Source organism: Janthinobacterium tructae (genome assembly GCF_006517255.1).
In the GTDB taxonomy this organism is placed as follows: domain Bacteria; phylum Pseudomonadota; class Gammaproteobacteria; order Burkholderiales; family Burkholderiaceae_D; genus Janthinobacterium; species Janthinobacterium tructae.
Genome location: NZ_CP041185.1, coordinates 4,680,547 through 4,699,414, shown reverse-complemented (window position 1 = coordinate 4,699,414; position 18,868 = coordinate 4,680,547). Strand labels below are relative to the sequence as shown.

General features: G+C 63.3%; 17 protein-coding genes. 2 read left to right on the top strand and 15 right to left on the bottom strand.

Going from position 1 to position 18,868, the window contains the following annotated elements; translation table 11 throughout:
• Positions 1-4: 4 nt before the first annotated feature.
• The 10 genes from FJQ89_RS20605 to FJQ89_RS20560 form a co-directional block, all read right to left on the bottom strand.
• Complete coding sequence (locus tag FJQ89_RS20605) at positions 5-2,452, bottom strand: TonB-dependent receptor (protein WP_141171510.1); 2,448 nt, start codon at positions 2,450-2,452, stop codon at positions 5-7.
• A gap of 107 nt (positions 2,453-2,559) precedes the next feature.
• Positions 2,560-3,543 (bottom strand): siderophore ABC transporter substrate-binding protein, encoded by a 984-nt coding sequence (locus FJQ89_RS20600; protein WP_141171509.1) that lies wholly within the window; start codon positions 3,541-3,543, stop codon positions 2,560-2,562.
• A gap of 1 nt (position 3,544) precedes the next feature.
• A complete protein-coding gene (locus FJQ89_RS20595) occupies positions 3,545-4,315 on the bottom strand; it encodes an iron ABC transporter ATP-binding protein (protein WP_141171508.1) in 771 nt (256 codons plus the stop codon).
• Positions 4,312-5,262, bottom strand: a complete 951-nt coding sequence (locus FJQ89_RS20590) for an iron chelate uptake ABC transporter family permease subunit (protein ID WP_141171507.1) — start codon at positions 5,260-5,262, stop codon at positions 4,312-4,314. The genes FJQ89_RS20595 and FJQ89_RS20590 overlap by 4 nt, the downstream gene beginning before the upstream one ends.
• On the bottom strand, positions 5,259-6,215 hold the full coding sequence (locus tag FJQ89_RS20585) for an ABC transporter permease (protein WP_243136157.1): 957 nt from the start codon (positions 6,213-6,215) through the stop codon (positions 5,259-5,261). Before FJQ89_RS20585 ends, FJQ89_RS20590 begins: the two co-directional genes overlap by 4 nt.
• Positions 6,216-6,228: 13 nt before the next feature.
• Positions 6,229-7,995 (bottom strand): ABC transporter ATP-binding protein, encoded by a 1,767-nt coding sequence (locus FJQ89_RS20580; protein WP_141171505.1) that lies wholly within the window; start codon positions 7,993-7,995, stop codon positions 6,229-6,231.
• A complete protein-coding gene (locus FJQ89_RS20575; RefSeq protein ID WP_141171504.1) occupies positions 7,989-9,755 on the bottom strand; it encodes an ABC transporter ATP-binding protein in 1,767 nt (588 codons plus the stop codon). Before FJQ89_RS20575 ends, FJQ89_RS20580 begins: the two co-directional genes overlap by 7 nt.
• Before the next feature lie 102 nt (positions 9,756-9,857).
• Entirely contained in the window at positions 9,858-10,829 is a 972-nt protein-coding gene (locus tag FJQ89_RS20570) for a FecR domain-containing protein (RefSeq protein WP_141171503.1), read from the bottom strand.
• Between the two features lie 3 nt (positions 10,830-10,832).
• The gene (locus tag FJQ89_RS20565; protein ID WP_141171502.1) at positions 10,833-11,351 is read right to left on the bottom strand and encodes a sigma-70 family RNA polymerase sigma factor; all 519 of its coding nucleotides are present in this window, start codon (positions 11,349-11,351) and stop codon (positions 10,833-10,835) included.
• A gap of 65 nt (positions 11,352-11,416) precedes the next feature.
• Positions 11,417-12,145, bottom strand: coding sequence for a hypothetical protein (locus tag FJQ89_RS20560; protein WP_141171501.1), 729 nt, complete (start codon positions 12,143-12,145; stop codon positions 11,417-11,419).
• Between the two features lie 117 nt (positions 12,146-12,262).
• Here FJQ89_RS20560 and FJQ89_RS20555 point away from each other — a divergent pair, with 117 nt between their 5' ends.
• Complete coding sequence (locus FJQ89_RS20555) at positions 12,263-13,975, top strand: PAS domain-containing hybrid sensor histidine kinase/response regulator (RefSeq protein ID WP_141171500.1); 1,713 nt, start codon at positions 12,263-12,265, stop codon at positions 13,973-13,975.
• Between the two features lie 222 nt (positions 13,976-14,197).
• Here FJQ89_RS20555 and ychF read toward each other — a convergent pair whose 3' ends face one another.
• From ychF to FJQ89_RS20540, 3 genes are all read right to left on the bottom strand, one after another.
• Complete coding sequence (ychF, locus tag FJQ89_RS20550; RefSeq protein ID WP_099760900.1) at positions 14,198-15,289, bottom strand: redox-regulated ATPase YchF; 1,092 nt, start codon at positions 15,287-15,289, stop codon at positions 14,198-14,200.
• Between the two features lie 151 nt (positions 15,290-15,440).
• A complete protein-coding gene (locus FJQ89_RS20545) occupies positions 15,441-15,674 on the bottom strand; it encodes a helix-turn-helix domain-containing protein (protein WP_141171499.1) in 234 nt (77 codons plus the stop codon).
• Positions 15,674-16,249 carry a hypothetical protein gene (locus FJQ89_RS20540; protein ID WP_141171498.1) on the bottom strand — a complete coding sequence of 192 codons (576 nt, stop codon included), beginning with the start codon at positions 16,247-16,249 and terminating at the stop codon, positions 15,674-15,676. Before FJQ89_RS20540 ends, FJQ89_RS20545 begins: the two co-directional genes overlap by 1 nt.
• 118 nt (positions 16,250-16,367) lie before the next feature.
• Here FJQ89_RS20540 and FJQ89_RS20535 point away from each other — a divergent pair, with 118 nt between their 5' ends.
• Positions 16,368-17,465, top strand: a complete 1,098-nt coding sequence (locus tag FJQ89_RS20535) for a serine hydrolase domain-containing protein (protein ID WP_141171497.1) — start codon at positions 16,368-16,370, stop codon at positions 17,463-17,465.
• Between the two features lie 2 nt (positions 17,466-17,467).
• Here the strand turns inward: FJQ89_RS20535 and pth are convergent, their stop codons facing one another.
• Positions 17,468-18,052, bottom strand: a complete 585-nt coding sequence (gene pth, locus FJQ89_RS20530) for an aminoacyl-tRNA hydrolase (RefSeq protein ID WP_141171496.1) — start codon at positions 18,050-18,052, stop codon at positions 17,468-17,470.
• Between the two features lie 115 nt (positions 18,053-18,167).
• Positions 18,168-18,779: a 50S ribosomal protein L25/general stress protein Ctc gene (locus FJQ89_RS20525; protein ID WP_141171495.1), complete on the bottom strand. Its 612-nt coding sequence runs from the start codon at positions 18,777-18,779 to the stop codon at positions 18,168-18,170.
• Positions 18,780-18,868: the final 89 nt, after the last annotated feature.

Sequence of the window (18,868 nt, the reverse complement as noted above, 5' to 3'; positions counted from 1 at the left end):
CGGCTTAAAAGTCCGTCGTGGCCGACAGCATGAAGGTGCGCGGCGCGCCCAGCCCCAGGCTGGTCCATTGCGGCAACGCCCAATACGCCTTGTTGCCCACATTGTTCACGCTGGCGCGCACGGTCAACGGCCGGCCGGCGGCACGGGTGGCATAGCGCGCGCCCAGGTCAAATACGCTGCGGCCCGGTACCGACAATGAATTGTCTTCATTGATGTATTGCTTCGATGCCGCCGTCACGTTCGCCGTCAGGGTCAGCCCCGGCACTGGCGGCGCATCCCACTCCACGCCCAGCTTGGCCTGCAGCTTGGGCACGCCCGCCGCCTGCTTGCCCTGGTTGACGCCGTCATCCGTCCTGGCCAGGGTCGGGTCCACATAGGCGATACCGCCCATCAGGCGCATGTCGCGCACGGGCGCGCCGAAAAAGCCCCAGTCGACGCCGCGGTTGCGCTGCTCGCCGCCAAAGGAAAAGACATTGCTGACCGGATCGACATAGCTGCTGGGGCGTCTGATTTCATACACGCTGAGCGTATGGGCGAATTCGCCCAGGTCGACCTTGACGCCGGCCTCCATCTGCTTCGATTTATACGGGGCAAACACTTCCCCCGCGTTGGCCGCCGTCATGGGGGCCGTCGCACCCTGACTCAAGCCTTCGATGTAGTTGGCGTACAGCGAAACGTTCCTGGCGGCTTTGACCAGCAGGGCGACGGCCGGCGTCGTGGCGGCGGCGTCATAGCGGGAGGTTCGCGCCCCCGTCTTCACGTTGAAGCTGTCGCTGAGCACTTCCTGGCGCCGCAAGCCCACCGTCAGTTGCACTTGATCCTGCACAAACGACAGGGTATCGACCAGACCATAGCTGGCCAGGCGCAATTCCGTCTTCGAAATTTGCGGCGCCTCGAAGCGGGTCGCTGGACCCCAGACGGGATGGTAGATATTCGTGATCCAATCTTGCGCCAAGGTATTCCTGCGGCCGAACTGCTGGTCCGTGTGGTGGTAATACGTGGCGTTGGCCGCCCATTGATGGCTGATGCCGGCTGTGCGGAACTTGCCCTTCACGCCCGCTTCCGCCGATTGTTTTTCCAGTTTAAAACCCAGGTCGGCCAGATTGGTGCGGTAGTCGCCGGCCGTATTGAACACCTGGATCAGGTAGGCGCCCGTCGACTGGTAATCGGCCTTGCCGGCGCCGATGGCGGCATACGCCATCAGTTGTTCGCTCACGTCATATTCGCCGCGCAGCATGGCGCCCTTGTCCTTCGTGTCATAGAAGGCCCAGCTGGGATTGAGCAAGGTCTCCGCTTTCGGCGGACGCGGCACAGGCAAGCCGGCTGCCAGGTTGACGCCACGGTTCAAGCCCCGCGCGCGGTCTTCGCTGCTGTACAGGTCGGCGGACAGGCGCGCGCCAACGCCGCGCCAGTCGAGTCCCACGGACGCAAGTTGGGTCTTCTTTTTCTGATGCTCGATGGCGCCATCGCCGTCGCGGTAGACGCCGTTGATGCGGATGCCGAATTGCTTGTTTTCACCAAAGCGCTGACCCAGATCAACATGCCCACCGAACTGGGAATCCGACATATACGACGCCGTCACGCGCGCCAGCGGTGCCTCGCCCGCGCGCTTGGGCACCAGATTGATGCTGCCGCCCACCGAACCGCCCGGCGGCATGCCGTTGAGCAAGGCCGACGGGCCTTTCAGCACTTCGATGCGTTCGAACATCTCGGGCGAGGTACGGTACACGGGCGAGACGCCGAACAGCCCGCCGAACGCGACGTCGCTGGTGCCGGAACTGAACCCGCGTATCGAATAATTCTCGCCGATGATGCCCGTCATGCCACTGCTGAAGACGGTGGGATCGGTGGCCGAGATCACATCGGTGATGTCGCGCGCTTGCCGGTCTTCGATGAATTTATCCGTATAGCTGATGGTGTTGAACGGGGTTTCCATGAAATCCTTGTCGCCCAGAAAGCCCACGCGCCCGCCGGACGCCACTTGCCCGCCTGCGTAGGCATCGGTGACAGTATTGCCTGTGCCCCACACCGTCACGGCCGGCATGATTGCGGCGGCCTCTGCACTGGCGCTGTGCGCCGGCTCGCGGCGCAGCGTGTAGCTGCCATTGCCCTCGCGCACGGCCTGCAAGCCGTGTCCGCGCAGCAATTCGTAAAATCCTTCGGGCACGCTGTAGCTGCCGGACAGGCCGGCGCTGTGCTTGCCCTGCAGCAAACCTGCATCAACCGTCAGTTCGACGCCTGCCTCGGCAGCAAAGGTGTTGAGCGCCAGGCCCAGTGCACCGGCCGGCACGCTGAACGCTTGCCGGACTTGCGCCGCTTGCGCAAAGGCTGGCGGGCTAGCCGCGCTCAGCGCCCCCACGGTCAGGCCCGTGACGAGCACCAGTTGCACGGCAGTGGCGATACGGCTCAGGTTCAAGGCGGGAAGGTGGCGTGTCGCCATGCGTGTTGTCATAAGTTAAGTCCTTTTCAGATGGGATGATTGCTTGTTCTCACCCTATCTCCCGAACGAAAAGGCAAAACCCTCAATGCAAATACGAATCATTACAAAAATAACTTCTATTATTCATACCCCCTGAGCACGTCGTCGATCACCCGTTTCAGCGACGTCACGCTGGCTGCCGTGATGTACCAGGCATCGGCATCGACAAAGATGACACGACCGTTCTTCCAGGCATTGGTCTGGCGCAAGAGCGGATTGGCCATCTGTTCGGCCGTCATGACGGGACGGTGTTCCATCACGGCCGTACGGTCGACAACATAAATGATGTCGGGATTGGCTTGCTGGATGAACTCGCTGGAAATGGGCTGCCCATGCAAGCCCGCTTCGATGGCCGTGCTGGCCGGTTTGACGCCCAGCGCATCGAAGACGAAGCCGTAGCGCGACTGCACGCCGAATGCACTGAAGGCGCCGTTGTTGTGCAGCACGATCAGCGCCTTCTCGGGACGCTCCTGCGTCACCTTGCGCGCGTCCGCCACCTTCGCATCGAGCTCGGCGGCCTTCTGGCGAGCAAGGTCTTCCTTGCCGAAGATACGTCCCAGTGTCAGCAAGTGTTGCTTGACCACCTCGATGTGCTTGCTCTCGCTGTTCTGGTAATCCACGTCGAAGTGCAAGGTGGGCGCGATCTGGCTCAGCTCCTGATAGTGGTTTGCCTGGATCGACGTCATCAGCACCAGGTCGGGCTGGAGCGCGTGGATATGTTCGAGATTCGGCTGCACGATGGCGCCCAGGTCGCGGATGCCCTGGTCCTCCTTGTAGCGGATGAGAAAGTGCGGCACGTAATCCTTCACCATGCCGGCGACCGGCACGCCCAGCTGATCGAGGAAATCGACTTCGTTCATGTCGAGCACGGCCACGCGCCGGGGACGCTGTTCGATCACCGTCGTGCCCAGCTTGTGCACGATGGTGATGGGAGCAAACGCCGGCTGTGTGGCCGAGGCGGCAGGCGCCGGCGGTACGCTCGCCGTCTTGTCGGTACAGCCTTGCAAGACCGCCATGGCGGCGAGCAGCACGGCGATTGCCAGACGGGGTTGGTTGCAGATCATCTCAAGCTCCTGTGGGGGTAAAGTAATTGCACACGCAGCCGCGTTCGTTGCGCACGATGTGGAAATCGATGTCGTACAGGGCGCGCAAGCGTTCCTCGGTGACGACCTCGTGCGCGGGGCCAGCATAGCGCACGGTGCCGCCCTGCATGGCGACGATGTGGTCCGAGTAATTGGCGGCGAAGTTGATGTCGTGGATCACCAGAATCACGGTGCGGCCCTGCTCGTCGCACAGGCGGCGCAGGGCGCGCATGATCTGCACGGCGTGTTTCATGTCGAGGTTGTTGAGCGGCTCGTCGAGCAGCAAAATGTCCGTCTGCTGGGCAATCGTCATGGCCAGGAAGGCCATCTGGCGCTGGCCGCCGCTCAGTTCATCGACATACGCGGCACGCAGCGCTTCGAGCGACAAAAAGGCGATCGCCTCGTCGATGGCCAGCCGGTCCTGCGGCGTCAGCGTGCCACGGCTGTAGGGGAAGCGGCCGAATGCGACCAGTTCTTCCACCGTCAGGCGCAGGTTGAAATCAGGCGACTGGCGCAGGGTGGCCACTTGCCGTGCATAGTCAGCAATGCGAATGTCCGCGATGCTGCGCCCGCCAAGCAGAATTTCCCCCTGCTCCGCTTCCAGCAGACGCGCGATGAGCATCAGCAAGGTCGTCTTGCCGGCGCCGTTGGGGCCGATCAAAGATGTCACTTTCCCCCTGGGAAACTGCGCGCTGGCGTTGGCCAGCACGCGCCTGGCGCCGTAGCTTTTTTCAATCTGTTTGACATGGATCATGCGGTGCCTCGGGTGCGGACCATGAGCGCGAGGAAATACGCGCCACACACCAGGTTGACGAGGATGCCGACCGTGGTCCGGTAATTGAAAACGTGCTCGACCAGCAACTGGGCGGCCAGGAAGATGGCGATGGCGATGGCGCAGCCCAATGGCAAGATGACGCGATGGCGCGCCGTGCGGGCCAGGGCATAGCTTGTGTTCGCCACAAAGATGCCCATGAAGGCCGTCGGACCCAGCAGACTCGTCGACACCGCCACCAGCACGGCGATCAGCGCCAGCTGCAGCTGCACCATGCGCCGGTAATCGATACCGAGCGAGATGGCTTGCTCGCGGCCCAGCGCCAGCACGTCGAGCGCCGGCAAGGCTTTCAGCACGGCCACGCAGGCGGCGCCCACCAGCAGGGCCGAGGTCAGCAATTGTGCGGGCTGCGCCTTGTTGAACGATGCCTGGCTGAATCCTTGCAAGATGGCAAATTCGCCGGGACTGATGCGCAGCTGGATGAACTGGGTGAACGTGCCGATCACCATCGTCAGCACGAATCCCAGCAGCAAGAGGAAATACACGTTGTTCTTGCCATCACGAAACAGCCAATAGTGGATGGCCCAGGAATACGCCAGCATCAGCGCGATCGATACGACAAAATTGCCGCTCGGCCCCAGCAGCAGCACGCTGTGCATGCCCATCGCCAGGATCAGCAGCGACTGCAGCAGCAGATACACGGCTTCGTAACCCATGACGGCCGGCGTCAGTATCCGGTTGCTGGCGATGGTCTGGAACACGATGGACGAGACGGCCACGCAGACGCCGCCGATGACGATGGCGGCCAGGCGCGCCAGGCGCTTGGGGATGACGTAATCAAAGTCAAAATTCGCGCAGAGGAAGAGAAAGGTCAGCGCCAGGGCAAACACGAGCAGCGACAGCGTCCGCGGCTTCAGTACGCGCCTCATCGCCGTCCCCGGATGATCAATATGAGGAACAGCACGCCGCCCACGCCGCCCGCCGTCAGGCCGATCGGTACCTCGAATGGATAGATCAGCAAGCGCCCGGCGATGTCGCAGGCCAGCAGCAGCGAGGCGCCGCACAGGGCCACGATGGGCAGGGTGCGGCCCAGGTTGTCGCCATGGCGCAAAGCCACCAGGTTCGGAATGGCCAGCCCGACAAACGGAATCGCCCCTACCGTGATCACCGTGGCCGCCACCGTGACGGCCACCAGCATCAGGCCCAGCGCCACCGTGCCCGCATAGTTCAGGCCGAGGCTGGTGGCCATCCCTTCTCCCATGCCCAGCACGGTAAAACGCTGCGCGTACAAATACGTGAGGGCAACGATGGGCAGGATCAGATAAATGATTTCATAGTTGCCCTGCACGATGCGCGAAAAATCGCCGAGCAGCCAGCCCTGCATGCTTTGCAGGATATTGTTGCGGTAGGCATAAAACTCGGCCACGGCACTGAGTACGCCGCCATACACGAGGCCGATGACGGGCACCAGAATCGTGTTCCTGAAGCGGATACGGCGGATCAGCGCCACATACAGCAAGCTGGCGGCAAAGCAAAAGGCCAGCGCGAACGCCATCTTGCCCGCCGTGCCCGCTGCGGGCGCCACGGTCAGCGACACGAGGATGCCCAGCTTGGCCGCGTCGAGGCCGCCCGAGGTGGCCGGTTCGACGAATTTATTGCGCACGATATGCTGCAGGATGACACCGCAGACGGACAGGCCCACGCCCGTCAGCACCAGCGCCGCCAGGCGCGGCAGGCGGCTGGCCGTGAGCGTCAGCCATGCATCAGCGGACAGCGCGCCGGACAGCGCAAACAGCTGCGTCCAGGCAATGTGCCTGGCGCCGACCAACAGCGAGGCGCAACACAGGATCAAGAACAGGAACAGCAGACGCGCTTGTGTCAAATCGTCATCCCGTTCATTGCTGCGGCGCAGCGCAGGCGATGCGCCAGCCCTTGGCCGCCTGGCGCTGGGCCAGGAAGTGCGCATACAGGCCATCGTGCGCGCGCAAGGTGGCTGGCGCGCCCTGCTCGCGGATCGTGCCGCCATCGAGCACGACGATCTGGTCGGCCATGGCCACCGTCGACAGCTGGTGGGCGATGACGATCACCGTGCGCTTGCCGCGCAGCCGCGCCAGCGCCTCGGCGATGGCGGCCTGGTTTTCCGCATCGAGCGCGGCTGTCGCTTCGTCGACCAGCAAAATCGGCGCATCCTTGATCAGCGCGCGGGCAATCGCAATGCGTTGGCGCTCGCCACCGGACAGGCGCGCGCCGCCCTCGCCCACGGGCGTAGCGAGTCCCTGCGGCAGGCGGGCGATGATCTCGGCCACGCCGGCCTGACGCGCCGCGTCCAGCACTTCGGCATCGGTCGCGTCCGGCTTGCCCAGGCGGATGTTGTCGCCGATGCTGCCGTGGAACAGATAACTGTCCTGGAAGATCTGGCTGATCTGCCCGGCCAATTGCTCGCTGGACACGTCGCGCACATCGACACCGCCCACCAGCACGCTACCTTCGCTGGCATCGAAGAAGCGCGCGATCAAACGTACTAACGTCGTCTTGCCGGAGCCGGAAGCGCCGATCAGCGCCGTCATGCTGCCCGGTGCAATCTGCAGATTGATGTCCGTCAATACGTCAGGCTGGTCCTGTGCATAGCGAAAAGCCACGCCGCGCAGCTCGACGCCACCATCGCGCGGCGCTTGCGGCGCTGGAGCTTCCGGCAAGGGTTGCACGGCGAAAATGTCGCGCGCAGCGTCGAGCGGTCCCCGCGCGCCGCGCAGCACCTCGCCATAGCTGGCCACTTCCTGCAGCGGGTCGACAAAACGCACCACCAGCAGCAGTGCCACGATGACAGAAATAGCGTCACCCGCAGCGGATGCCGCACCCAGAAGGCCCTGCAGCCACAGCGCGGCGGCGGCCAGCAAGGCGGCGAAGATGGCTTGCACTGCCCAGGCGTTGAGCACCGACGACAAGGCCGACAGATAAATCAGCCGCGTGCCCGCATGGCGTTGCTCGTCGATGGCTTGCCGCAAAAAACGCGTGCCGTCGCCATCGCCGTTACCATTGAAAGCGCGCAAGACGGATTGCGCTTGCGCAAACTCCACCAGGCGCTGGCTGGTCTGGGCAAAATGCCGGTGATAGGCGTCGTCGGCGCGCTGGCCAAGGTGCGCCGTGAGCCGCAAGGCGCCCGCCAGCAGGGGCAGCGCCAGCAGGGCAATGAGGCCCAGCTGCCAGTGCAGCGCGAACAGCGCGGCCACCAGCACCAGGGGCGTGACGGCGCCGCAAATGACGGGAGTCAATACGTGGGCCGGCAGTTGCGCCACGTTCATCATGCCCTGCGTGATGACGTGGCCCAGTTTCGCCGTGTTTTCCGGCGTGAACCAGCCGACAGGCAGGCGCGCCACGTGGTCGCCCAGGCGCTGGCGCGCCCCTTGCAGCACCGTCACGCCCACGCGCACGCCCGCCTTTTCCACCTGGCGCCGCCAGCCCCAGCAAGCGACCAGCCCGGCCAGCAGCACCAGCAGCCACAAGGCCGCGCCGCCCGTGTCTCCAGCCAGCAGCCGGCCCAGCGCCAGCACCAGCGCGGTGATCGTCAGCCCGCTGAGCACGCCATACGCGACGGCCATGGCACAGTAGCGGCGGAAGACAGGCGCATCATCGCCCAGCAATTGTATGAAAGTCTTCAGCATGACGGGGTCGCCTCTTTCTCGGTATCCTGGTAACCGCCCAGCGCCCACAGTTGCGCGTAGCGGCCCTTGTCTGCGAGCAATCCGGCATGGCTGCCCTGCTCGACGATGGCGCCGTTCTCGACGACGATGATGTGGTCGGCGTGCATGATGCTATCGAGCCGGTGCGCAATCACCAGCAGGGTGCGCCCCCGGGCAAAGCGCGACAGCGCGTCCTGGATCGCCACCTCGTTTTCCGCATCGGCCGCCGCCGTGGCTTCATCGAGCACCAGCACGTTTGGATCGAGCAGCACGGCGCGGGCGATGCTCACGCGCTGCAGCTCGCCGCCGGACAGTTGCGCATCCTCGCCGATCACGGAATCGTAGCCGCGCGGCAAGGCCAGGATGCGTTCGTGGATGTTCGCCAGGCGCGCCGCTTCCTCGACCTCGTCGCTGCTGGCCGATGGCCGCCCCAGCGCAATGTTCTCGCGCACGCTGGCGTGGATCAATCGCACTTCCTGCAGCACGAAACCGACGCGCCGGTACAGCTCGGGCGTGGCGATGTGGCGCAGGTCGACGCCACCGAGGGTGATGCGCCCTTCGCTCGGGTCGAAAAAGCGCAGCAGCAGGCGCGCCAGGGTCGACTTGCCGGAACCGGAGGCGCCGACGATAGCCGTCACCGTGCCAGCTTGCAAAGTGAAACTGACGTCCGACAGCACCTTGTTGTGGCCATCGTAGGCATAGCCCACACCTTCCAGGCGGATCTCGGTGCCATCTGGCAACTGCTGCTGGTCGGGCGCCGGCTGCGCCAGCACGGGCGTATCGAGCAAGGCTTGCACGCGCTGGGCGGCGCCGGTGGCATTATTGAGGTCGTGCGTCAGGTAATGCAGCAGCAGCATCGGTGCGGAAATGCCGGGCGCCACCAGGGCGAACGGCAGGATGTCCACGGGCGCCATCGCCCCAAGGGCCACGCACACGGTGCCGGCAAGCACCACCACGCCCAGCACGGCCACGGGTGCGATCAGCGCATTGGCGTTGGCCATGGAACCGACCAGCGGACGAGTGAAGGCAGAAAACGCGACGGCAAAAGCGTCGACGGCCGCGCGGTAGCTGCCGTGCGCGCGGCCCGTGGCGCCGAAGGCCTTGACCACGGGAATGCCATTGACGAACTCCACCACCGCATTGTTGATGCGCCCCATGCCGGCGACGAATTGCTCCATGTTACTCCCACTGGCCTTCATGGCCCGGCCAAAGAACAGGAAAAAACCGGGGAATGGCAATAGCGAGACGATGGCCAGGCGCCAGTCCATGGCGAACAGGTACACCACCGAGATAGCGATGGCGCCGACGGCGCGTCCCGTCGTCGTATAAAAATGGGCAGTGAGGCTGTGCAGGGTGTTGATGTCATCCTGCATCGCCTGCTTGACCTCGCCCGAGGCCCGGCTGGTGAACCAGCCCAGCGGCACTTGCCCCAGGCGCTGCATGGCTTGCAGGCGCAACTGGTGGGTGAGGCGGTTGTCGGCCAGATGGGCAGCCAGCTCGCCCAGCGACATCAGCGCCATGCCGAGGAACAGGCAAGCGACGCTGGCGATGATGGCGGGCCAGACATCGCCGTGCGCCAGCGCCGGGTTCAGGGCGATGTGCGCGATGTGCGCGATGCCCGCCAGCGGCACCAGGGTGAGCATGGAACCCGTGCCGGCGAGCACGGCAGCGGCGATCAGCCGTCCTCGGATAGGGTGCAAGATCCGGCTGATGGGGCCGGCTTGGCGGCTTGGGCTACTCATGGGAAAAACGGAAAAAAACGTGCATAAGGTCAATGGATAAGGGTGGCTCTTACCTATATCCCGAACGAGATGGCAAAACCCTCAATCGGGCCCGTGAAATTGTCAGGCAGCTGCCTGGGGGATGGCTTGAACCGTCACCCAGTAGCGCGTACGCGCAAGGATTCGCACCGGCAAGGCCAGCGCCAGGTTGTGCAGCGCGCGGTCCGTATCGCGCAAGGGAAACACGCCGTTGACGCTCAGGCTGGCCACGGCCGGATCGCAGCGCAGCAGGCCAGGACGGTAGCGGGACAGTTCGGCAAGCAGGTCATCGAGGCGCATGTTGTCGGCCACCAGCACACCCTTGATCCAGGCCGCGGCGCTGGCGGAGGCAGGCGCGCCAGACTGCACGATGTCGGCCGAATAGACGGCGCCCTGGCCCGTGGCGATGCGCACGGGCCGCTCCGGCGCATGCGCGAGGCGCACCTCGACGGCGCCCTCGAAGACGGCCACGCGCGACGTGTGTTCGTCTTGCCGCAAAGTAAAACGCGTACCCAGGGCCCGCACCGTGCCGTGGCGGCCCTGCACGCGGAAAGGCCGCTGTGACGGGTCGTGGGCCGTGGTGACGAGGATTTCCCCTGCCCGCAGGATCAGCAGGCGCTCGCTGGCGTCGAAGCGCACGTCGATGGCGGAAGCGGAAGCGAGCATCACGCGCGTGCCGTCAGGCAATATGAACTCGCGAATTTCCCCTTTCTCCGTACCGTGGCCGGCCATGGCCACTTGCCAGGCATCCGTGCCGCGCGCCGCGTACAGCATGCCGCCCACGGGAAACAGCAAGGCAAGCACCTTCAGGGCACGGCGGCGGTTCAGGTAGGCGGCGGCCGGTTCGCGCAGCGCATGGCGGGCCACCTCGCGCGGCACGCTGTGCAGCTTGCCTTCGAACGCTTGCAGGCGCTGCCAGGCGAGGTCGTGGTGCGGATGGGCAGCGCGCCAGCGGGCGCACTCGGCCTGATCCTCGTCGCTGGCGTCATCGGACCACAGGCGCGCCATCCACCGGGCAGCCTGCTGGACGATGGCGGGCGCAATCAGCACTTCCATGGCTCAGGCATCCTGCCCATGCAAGGCCTGGTAGCAGGCCAGCAAGCCGGCGGCGATGTATTTTTCAACGGACGAAACAGAGACTTGCAGTTCAGCGGCGATGTCGCGGTAACTCATACCGTCGAGTTTGCACAGCAGCAAGGCCTGGCGCGCCTTGGACGGCAGCCGATGCAGCACGGCGTCGATTTCCGCCAGCGCTTCCAGTACCAGGGCGCGCTCTTCCTCGGACGGCGCCAGCGCTTCGGGCACCTGGGCCAGCACTTCCAGGTAAGCCGCTTCGATCTGGCGGCGGCGGTACAGGTCGATGACCATGCCATTGGCGATCCGCGTCAGGTGACGGCGCGACTCCCCGGCTGGCGGTACGCGGCCCGTCTTCATCAGGTGCAGGTACACGTCGTGCGCCAGGTCGGCCGCATCGAAGGCATTGCCCAGCTTTCGGCGCAACAAGCCCCGCAGCCAGCCATGGTGGTCGGTGTACAGACTGCTGACTTGCTGCTGAAGCGCTAACTCGGCGGTGGTCACGTTACCCTTCCTGTCGCCAACGGCCAGCAAGAACAGGCGCATCGGATTATAAATGAGAATTATTCTCATTGTACGCGGAATGACGAGGAAAGCGCAATACGGCTGCGGGCAGCAAACGCTGTCAGAGTGCTGTTGTTTGACCGGCCTGAGCAGCCTGAAGGCGGCCCACAGCGAAGGCCGGCAGACATACAGTACGGCCGCCAGCAGCACGCACCATGCCAGCGGGGCAAGCGGCCCCAGACGCTGCGCAAAAAACGCATGGCCCGCCGCGAAGGCGAGAATGACCAAGGCGGGCCGGCGGGCCAGACTGATGCCGACACCGGTCTGATGTGGACGTGGCAACGCTCGGGCCGCATGGCCGTCGAATGATGATTGTGCCGGATAGTGCGGGAACACGGAACTGGCCGGTCGGGTTTCTGGAGGGATATACACGATGCCGTCGGATTGCCTGAAGGCGTGCTGGAGGTGATCGTCGCATTGACCAGCACGTCAAGACCGGCGTTCCATTCCAGCGTTTGCGGCGTGGTCGACGTCAGCCAGCTACCCGGCTGGAAGGCCGTCTGGGCCAGCCGCGCCGCTTCCGGATAGACCCGGGCGCGCATCACGCGCAAGCGCCTGACCTCGATATGGACGGCCGACGACGGCATGTTGGCGGCCACCGGCGCGGCGGCACTTGCCGCGGTGCCGGTGCGGGCGAAATCTGGTACAACTGGCTGCCCACGCCAGACCGTCCGTCTTGTCCGCGTGATGCACGCGGCGATGGGAAGGAAATTTGCTAAAATATCCTTTGTCATGTGGTTTAGCAACACAGACAGCAGCGTCTTTCACAAAGCCACAGCGCCTGTCGCTCAACAATATGCAGCCAGCCCTATCCGACCGGAAGCGGGCGTTGCGAACCAAGGGCAGTAAGCATGAACGACATTCACCGTGCCGGCACCGCCGCGCGCGCAGCCCAGCCTGCGCTCCTGAAAGCGGGCGTACTACAGGAAGCCATCTTCAACAGCCCCTATTTTTCCTGCATCGCCACCGATGCACAGGGTGTGATCCAATTATTCAATGTCGGCGCCGAGCGCATGCTGGGCTATCAGGCAGACGAGGTGATCAACCAGATCACGCCGGCCGGCATATCCGATCCGGCCGAGGTCATCAGCCGCGCCACCGCCCTCTCCGAGGAAATCGGTACGCTGATCGCGCCCGGTTTTGAGGCGCTGGTCTACAAGGCGTCGCGCGGCATCGAAGACAGTTATGAGCTGACATATGTGCGCAAGGATGGCAGCCGCTTCCCCGCGATTGTCTCGGTGACGGCGCTGCGCGATGCGGACGACGCCATCATCGGCTATCTGCTGATCGGCACCGACAATACCGTGCGCAAGCATGCGGAACAGGAGCGCGAGCTGCTCAATCGTGTGCTGAGCGACAATAGCGTGGAACTGGAAAATGCGCGTGCGCAAGCGGACAAGGCCAACCGCGCCAAGTCGGAATTTCTGTCGAGCATGAGCCATGAGTTGCGCACGCCGCTCAACGCGGTACTGGGCTTTGCCCAGCTGATGGCATCGGACACGCCGCCGCCCAGCCCATCGCAGCAACGCTCGCTGGACCAGATCCTCAACGGCGGCTGGTATCTGCTACGCCTGATCAATGAAATTCTCGACCTGTCGATGATCGAATCGGGGCGGGTCGCCATGTCGCGCGAGGCGATGGCGCTTACCGAAGTCTTGCGCGATTGCCGCGCCATGATCATGCCGCAAGCGCAAAAACGCCATATCACGCTGTCCTTCCCTACACTCGACCAGCCGTTCTACGTACATGCCGACCTGACGCGCGTCAAACAGGTGGTCATCAACCTGCTGTCGAATGCGATCAAATACAACCGCACGGGCGGCAGCGTGCAGGTGGAATGCAAACGGCATGGCGACAAAGTGCGCCTGAGCGTGCGCGACACCGGCAACGGCCTGAGCGCCGAGCAATTGCAACAATTATTCCAGCCGTTTAACCGGCTGGGACAGGAAGCCGGCAGCGAGGAAGGCACCGGCATCGGCCTTGTGGTCACCAAGCAGCTGGTCGAGCTGATGGGTGGCACGCTGGGGGTGGAGAGCGAGGTCGGGGTCGGCACGCTGTTCTGGATCGAATTGGCAGCCTCATCTGCTCCTGAACTGCAACTCGGCGAGCATGCCGGGAATATGGGCCGGGAGCCATCGGCTGATGCGCCGCTCGATGCGCCGCGCCGCAAGGTGCTGTACGTGGAGGACAATCCGGCCAACCTGATCCTGGTCGAGCAATTGATCGCCCGCCGCAGCGACCTGGGCATGCTCAGCGCCGTCGATGGCCACCTCGGCATCGCGCTGGCGCGCCAGCACCAGCCCGACCTGATCCTGATGGACATCAACCTGCCCGGCATCAGCGGCACCGAGGTGCTCGGCTTGCTGCGCGTCGATCCGCTGACGGCGCACATCCCCGTCATCGCCTTGTCGGCCAACGCCCTGCCGCGTGACGTGCGCAAAGGCCTCGACGCCGGCTTCCTGCGCTATCTGACCAAGCCCATCAACGTACCCGAGTTCATGGAGGCGCTCGACACGGCGCTCAGCTTGACGGCAGCGCCGGCAAAGGGCGCCACAACGCCATAGCGTGCTGTACGCGCGTCAGAAACAAAAAAACCTCGCAAGCCGCGAGGTTTTTTTTATCTGCCAGACGTCCAAGTAACCCCCAATAAATTATTGTGATTTCTGACTTCCATAACCGGCGCTCTGCAAGGTGGCCGACGAGGCTTGCCCGCTGCTAGCAGCGGGCGCCTTGCATAGCATCCGGTTCTGTTCGTCATAATTTCACAATAATTTCCTGAGCATTACTTAGACGTTGAACAGGAAGTTCAGCACGTCGCCATCCTTGACCACGTATTCCTTGCCTTCGGCGCGCATCTTGCCCGCTTCCTTGGCGCCGGCTTCACCCTTGTAGGTGATGAAATCGTCATAGGCGATGGTTTGCGCGCGGATGAAGCCGCGTTCGAAGTCGGTGTGGATCACGCCGGCCGCTTGCGGTGCCGTGTCGCCCACGTGGATGGTCCAGGCGCGCACTTCCTTCACGCCCGCCGTGAAGTAGGTTTGCAGGCCCAGCAGCTTGTAGGCGCTGCGGATCAGGCGGTCCAGGCCGGGCTCTTCCAGCCCCATGTCGGCCAGGAAAGCGCCCTTGTCGGCCGCATCCAGATCGGCGATTTCCGCTTCCATCGATGCGCAGATGGCGACGATGGGCGCGTTTTGCGATTGTGCGTAGGTGGTCAGCTGGTCCAGCAGCGGGTTGTTGGTAAAGCCCGTGTCGGAGACGTTGGCCACGAACATGGCTGGCTTGGCCGTGATCAGGCACAAGGGCTTGATCAGTTCCATTTCGTCGGCGTCCAGGCCCATCGCGCGCACCGGTTTGGCGTCGTTCAGGTACGGCATCATGCGTTCCATGATGGCCAGCAGCTTGGCCGCGTCCTTGTCGCCCGAGCGGGCTTTCTTGTTTTCGCGATGAATCGCTTTTTCCACGGTGCCCATGTCGGCCAGCGCCAGTTCGGTCTGGATGACTTCGATATCGTCGAGCGGGCTGATCTTGCCGGCCACGTGGATGACGTTGTCATCTTCAAAACAGCGCACGACGTTGACGATGGCGTCCGTTTCGCGGATGTGCGACAGGAACTGGTTGCCCAGGCCCTCGCCCTTCGATGCGCCAGCCACCAGGCCGGCGATGTCGACGAATTCCACGATGGCGTTGACCGTGCGTTCCGGCTTGACGATGGCGGCCAGCGCATCCATGCGTGGATCCGGCACTTCGACGACGCCGACGTTCGGCTCGATGGTGCAGAACGGATAGTTTTCAGCCGGAATGCCGGCTTTCGTCAGTGCATTGAACAGGGTGGACTTGCCGACGTTCGGCAAGCCGACGATACCGCATTGGAGACTCATGGAAAACCTTTAAATAATCAATATTGCCGGCAAGCGGCTGGTGCAAAACGGCCGTTGCGGGCGTTTTCTGGATAATCTTGCTGTATTGGTGCTCTAGGGGTCAATTGTACCTCTATGCACCCTACTCTTCAAAAAAACCGCCCCGGTGACGCTAACTGTCGCCATCCCCGTCGTCCGGCTGCGACGCATCGAATTCCAGGATGTCGCCGGGTTGGCATTCGAGCATCTCGCAGATTTTCGACAGGGTATCGAAACGCACGCCGCGCACCTTGCCCGATTTTAAGAGGGACAGGTTCTGCTCTGTGATGCCGATAAAGGCGGCCAGTTCCTTCGATTTCACTTTTTTCCTGGCCAGTACCAGGTCGAGGCGCACGATGATACCCATCAGATGAAACCACTGTTTTCATCGGCCAGGCGCTGGCCTTCATGGAGGATTTGTGCCAGTGCAAAGAAAACTGAACACAGCAGCAAGGTCCACAGGTCGCCGCCCGTGATGTCGATGACCAGGCGCAACTGGCTCGCCCCGTCTTCCAGCAAGCCAAACAGCATGCCGCGCACGGTCGGCTCCAGCAAGGTCAACACCGTTCCCAGCAGCAAGCCGCCGGCGAAGCGGCGAAAGTGGCGCGCCACCTGCGGCGTAAAAAACACGCCCTGCTCGAACTGGCGCAAGACCAGAGCCAGCTGGCGCACGGCATCGCCCAGCACCAGCAAGGCCGGCAAGGCCAGCGCCAGGCCCAGTCCACGCTGCCACAGGGGCATGGCGGCCAGGCGTTCGAATGGCTGGCTCTGCAATTGCAGCAACAGTTCATACATGCCAGCGCCACCGACCGCTCCCTGCACGGCAGGCGCGGGCGCCAGCCAGCCCAGCACCGTCAGCAGCAGGTACAGCACAAAGAAACCCGAAACGCCGTAGCGCACGCGCCGGCTCAGCGCTGCCGGCCCCGTTGGATTTTTTTTCATATTTAAAAGTATACGAGAACGTCAAGTATGGTTAGAATAAATTATCGTAAAACAATAACTAAATCATGTTTTGCGACTATTTTAACATGTTAGCCCACCCCCATCGACTGGAGACACCATGAAAACCCTGCTTGCCTCACTCGTTTGCAGCACCGCCTTTTTGCTCAGCGGCACCGTCCGCGCGCATGACTTGAACGCCACGCTGCAGCAGGCGCTGGCCGACAAGAGCGTGCCGGCCATGGCCATACTCGTGATCCGCGACGGCAAGATCGATGCGCAGGCGCAGGCGGGCGTGCGCGCCAATGACGGGCATGACGCCGTGCGCGCCGACGATGTGTGGAATATCGGCTCCGACGGCAAGGCCATGACGGTGACCCTGATCGCGCGGCTGGTGGAACGGGGCGTGCTGTCGTGGGATGCGCCGCTGTCGAACATGCTGCCCGCGCTGGCCGGCGGCATGCGCGCCGCGTACCGTGACGTCAACCTGATGGATCTGCTGTCGCACCGCGCCGGCCTGCCGCCCAATCCCGATGAGGCGTGGATCAATTCCACCTACACAGACCCGCGTCCATTGCCGCTGCTGCGCCTGGAATACGCGCAACGCGCGCTGGCCGACGCGCCGGTGGCCACGCCGCGCGGCGAATCGCACTACTCGAACAGCGGCGCCATGATCGCCGCCGCCATTGCCGAGCGCGTCACAGGCAAGACGTATGAGGAATTAATGCAGGCTGAAGTGTTCGGCCCGCTGGGCATGCAGGCCGCGTTCGGTCCCACCGTGCGCGGGCAGAACCTGGGGCACAAGGAAGGCAAGCCGATTGCCGGCTTGATGGCCAGCAATCCGTTGATGATGGCGCCCGATGGGGAAATTCACCTGAGCATGCAAGACTGGGCCAAGTTTGCGCTCGATCAACTGCATGGCGAGCAGGGCAAGGGGAAATTGCTGAAACGGGAAACGTATGTCTTGCTGCACACGGCGCAAGGCGACACGAATGCGGCATTGGGCTGGGGCGTGATGCACTTTCCACCGCAGGCGCCGCAGCGCGTACTCACGCACCTGGGCTCGAACGGCTACTGGCACGCGCTGATCGCGCTGGCGCCCGGCAGCGGCGACGGCTTGCTGATCGCCGCTAACGCAGGCGAAGGCAGCAGTGCCCAGGCCAGCCAGCAACAGATGGCGAAAACCATCATGGCCGGCTTCGGCAAGGCAGGCAACTAGGCTTAAGCCGTATGCAGCTTCATGGTCGCCGCCTCGAACTTGCCTTCGATGATCTGCGGCATGACCTGCAAGGATTTCTCGATGGCTTGCTCGATCAATTCCTGGTCTTCGCGGCGCGGCCGGTGCAGCACGAAGTCGGCCACCTGCTGCTGCAGGCTCAGGGTGCGTGGGTGACCGATGCCCAGGCGCAAGCGCCAGTAATCCTGGGTGCCCAGCGCGGCCGTGATGTCTTTCAAGCCATTGTGGCCGCCGGCCGAGCCACCTTTCTTCAGGCGCGCAATGCCGGGCATCAGATCGAGCTCGTCGTGCACCACCAGCACTTCATCGGCGGCGATCTTGAAAAAGCGCGCCAGCGCGCCCACGGACTGGCCCGAGCGGTTCATGAAGGTCAGCGGTTCGAGCAGCCAGACTTCCTTGCCGGCGATCGATGTTTTTGCCAGCATGGCGTTATAGCGCGAATCGCGCTGCAAGCGCGTGCCGGGCAAGCTGTTGGCAAGATTGTCCACCAGCCAGAAACCGGCATTGTGGCGGGTTTGTTCGTATTCGGGTCCCGGGTTGCCGAGGCCGACGATCAGGCGTATGGGCATGGCTGTGTCTGCAATGAAAAAGAAAACATTATCGGTGAAAACAGGCAGAAAAAAACCCGCGCGGCGAACCTGGCGGGTTTTTCCTTGCGACTACCGCATTGCTGCGGCGGCAAAATTACTTCTTGTCGGCTTCGACAGCAGCAGCTGCTTCAGCTTCAGCAGCAACGTGGCCAGCCGGTACCGAAGCGGTAGCGATGGTCAGGTTGTCGCCATGGGCCACAACGGTCACGCCAGCTGGCAGGACCAGGTCGCCGACGTGCAGCGAGTGACCGACGTCGATGTTCGACAGGTCAACGTTGATGAATTCTGGCAGTTGGCCTGGCAGGCACGAAACTTCGATTTCGTTGGCTACGTGGCTGATGGTCGCGCCGTGCAGTTTGACTGCTGGGGAAACGTCAGCGTTGATGAAGTGCAGCGCCACTTTTACGTGGATAGCTTGCTTCGAGTCAACGCGCTGGAAGTCAGCGTGCAGAACCAGTTGTTTGTATGCGTGGACTTGGAAGTCGCGCAACAGAACTTGCTGGGAAACGCCGTCGATTTCCAGATCCAGGATCGACGAGTGGAACACTTCTTTTTTCAACGCGTGGTACAGGGCGTTGTGATCGAGCGAGATCAGCACCGGGGCTTCAGCGCCACCGTAGACGATACCAGGGGTTTGGCCGGAAATGCGCAGGCGGCGGCTCGCTCCGGAACCTTGCAATTCGCGTTTAAATGCGATAACTTTCATGTGAAACTCCAAGAAGAACAAGGCTTGCGCCTTGTGTTATGAAGATTCCCGCGACCAGGAATCTTCGGAAATGGGCGCAGACGCGCCCC